The 1914-nt window shown below is 75.0% G+C and carries 3 protein-coding genes; 2 read left to right on the forward strand and 1 reads right to left on the reverse strand.

Going from position 1 to position 1914, the window contains the following annotated elements; translation table 11 throughout:
- On the forward strand, positions 1 to 716 hold a 716-nt coding region (locus G3I65_RS13395), incomplete at its 5' end, for a LysR family transcriptional regulator substrate-binding protein (RefSeq protein ID WP_160696393.1).
- Here the strand turns inward: G3I65_RS13395 and G3I65_RS13400 are convergent.
- Positions 707 to 1594: an oxidoreductase gene (locus G3I65_RS13400; RefSeq protein WP_160696394.1), complete on the reverse strand. Its 888-nt coding sequence runs from the start codon at positions 1592 to 1594 to the stop codon at positions 707 to 709. The genes G3I65_RS13395 and G3I65_RS13400 overlap by 10 nt on opposite strands.
- 126 nt (positions 1595 to 1720) lie before the next feature.
- On the opposite strand from G3I65_RS13400, the gene G3I65_RS13405 reads away from it, so the two are divergent.
- A partial coding sequence (locus G3I65_RS13405) for a helix-turn-helix transcriptional regulator (protein ID WP_160696395.1) occupies positions 1721 to 1914 on the forward strand: 194 nt, incomplete at its 3' end.

Raw genomic sequence — 1914 nt, forward strand, 5'->3', positions numbered from 1 at the left:
GCGTGCTCGCCGCGGCCCGGGGCACGCTGGCGGCGGCCAGTCAGGTGCGGGTCGCGGCCGAGCAGGTCATGACGACCGTCCGCATCGGCACCGCCGCCGGCATGACCGTCCGCCTGGAACGCGGGATCGACGCCTTCCGCGAGCGCGCGCCGGAGTTCGACGTGGTGCTGGCCGACCTGCCGGTCGAGGCCCGGCTCAACGCCCTCCGGCAGGGCGATCTCGACCTGGCACTGACCCGGGGCGTGCGGTCCGCGCCCGGCCTCGAGGTGCTGCCCGCGTGGACCGAACGCCTGTACGCGGTGGTGTCACGGCACCACCCGGCCGCGGACCGGCCGGCCATCGGTTTCGCCGACCTGGCCGAGGACACCCTGCGCCTCCCGGCCCGCGAGCACGACGACGCCGTGGTCCTGGCGCTGCGCGACACCGGAACGCACCCGGCGGGCCGGCCGACCGGCACCCTGCAGGAGACGATCGTCGAGGTCGGGTCGTCGCCGCGCAGCTGGACGGTGCTGAGCGCCGACCAGGTCGCGGAGATCCGGTCGACCCGGGTCCGCTCGATCCCGCTCGAGCCGTCGATCACGATCACCGGCAGCGTGGTGGTCGCCCCGGGGACGGCGGCCGCCGCGGTCGAGTGCGCGGTGTCGGCCTTCGGCGACGTCAGCGAAGCCGCCGCCGAGCGCGGGTCGGCCACCCCGGCTGAACGCGCTCAGAGGTAGCTGACGCCGGTCAGTTCCTCGGCCGCTGCCCACAACCGCCTGCCGACGGCCGGGTCGGCTGCCTCCGGGTTGAGGCGGGCCTCGCCGACCCGGCCGCGGGTCTCGCCGAGCCCGGCGGGCCCGAAGAACTGGCCGCCCCGCACGCCAACCGCGGTTGCCGCGTACAGCTGCGGTAGCGCGCCGCGCTCCACCGGTTGCGTCGCCAGCAGGCCGAGCCGTGCGATCACCCGGCCCGTGCGGCCGCGGTGTTCCCAAGCACGCGGGGTGAGGTTGGTCCGGGTGAGGCCCGGGTGGGCCAGCACGGCGGCGATCGGCAAGCCGGCGGAACGCAGGCGGCGGTCCAGCTCGAGACCGAACACCGTGGTGGCGAGCTTGGACCGGCCGTACGCGGTGGTTGCGCGGTAGCCGCGTTCGAGCATCAGGTCGTCGAAGTCCAGGTGCGCGTTCTTGTGCGTGATCGAGCTGAGGTTGACCACCCGTGACCCCGCGGCCAGAGTGCCGAGCAGCAGGCCGGTCAGGGCGAAGTGGCCCAGCGCGTTGGTCGCGAGCTGCAGCTCGAAGCCGTCCGCCGAGGTGCGGCGCGGGCCGAGCAGGACGACGCCCGCGTTGTTGACCAGCAGGTCGATCGCCGGGTGGTCGATGGCCAGCTTCGCCGCGAACGCGCGCACCGACCGCAGGGACGCCAGGTCCAGCTCGCGCACCTCGGTGTCGCCGTCGATCGCGCGGGCGGCCCGCTCGCCGGCGGCGGTGTCGCGGACGGCGAGGACGACGTGGGCACCGTGGCGGGCGAGTTCGGTGGCGGTGACCAGGCCGAGGCCCGAGTTCGCGCCGGTCACGACGGCGACGCGGCCGTGCTGGTCGGGGATTTGGTCGGTCATCTGCTGCTCCTGGAGAAGTCGGTGTGCCGGCGACGTTAGGAGCGTTCCGGCCGGAGTCGGTCGGACTCGGTTCCCTGGGTTTGCCGGACCCACCCTGCGCGCCCGCGCGGGAGGCACACTGGGGGCATGAGCAGTCCTTACGCGCGCGAGCTCGGCGACTTCCTGCGCGCGCGGCGCGGCCGGCTGAGCCCGCGCGACGTCGGCCTGGAGCCGGGTGGCCGGCGCAAGGTCACCGGGCTGCGGCGCGAGGAGATCGCGGTGCTGGCCGGGCTGAGCACCGACTACTACCAGCGGATCGAGCAGGGCCGCGAGGTCCGTCC

This window comes from Amycolatopsis sp. SID8362 (genome assembly GCF_010550475.1).
Classification (GTDB): domain Bacteria; phylum Actinomycetota; class Actinomycetes; order Mycobacteriales; family Pseudonocardiaceae; genus Amycolatopsis; species Amycolatopsis eburnea.

Excerpts from the sequence above, each read along its gene's own strand:
- G3I65_RS13400 (WP_160696394.1), bottom strand. The coding sequence starts at position 1,594 with ATGACCGACCAAATCCCCGACCAGCACGGCCGCGTCGCCGTCGTGACC.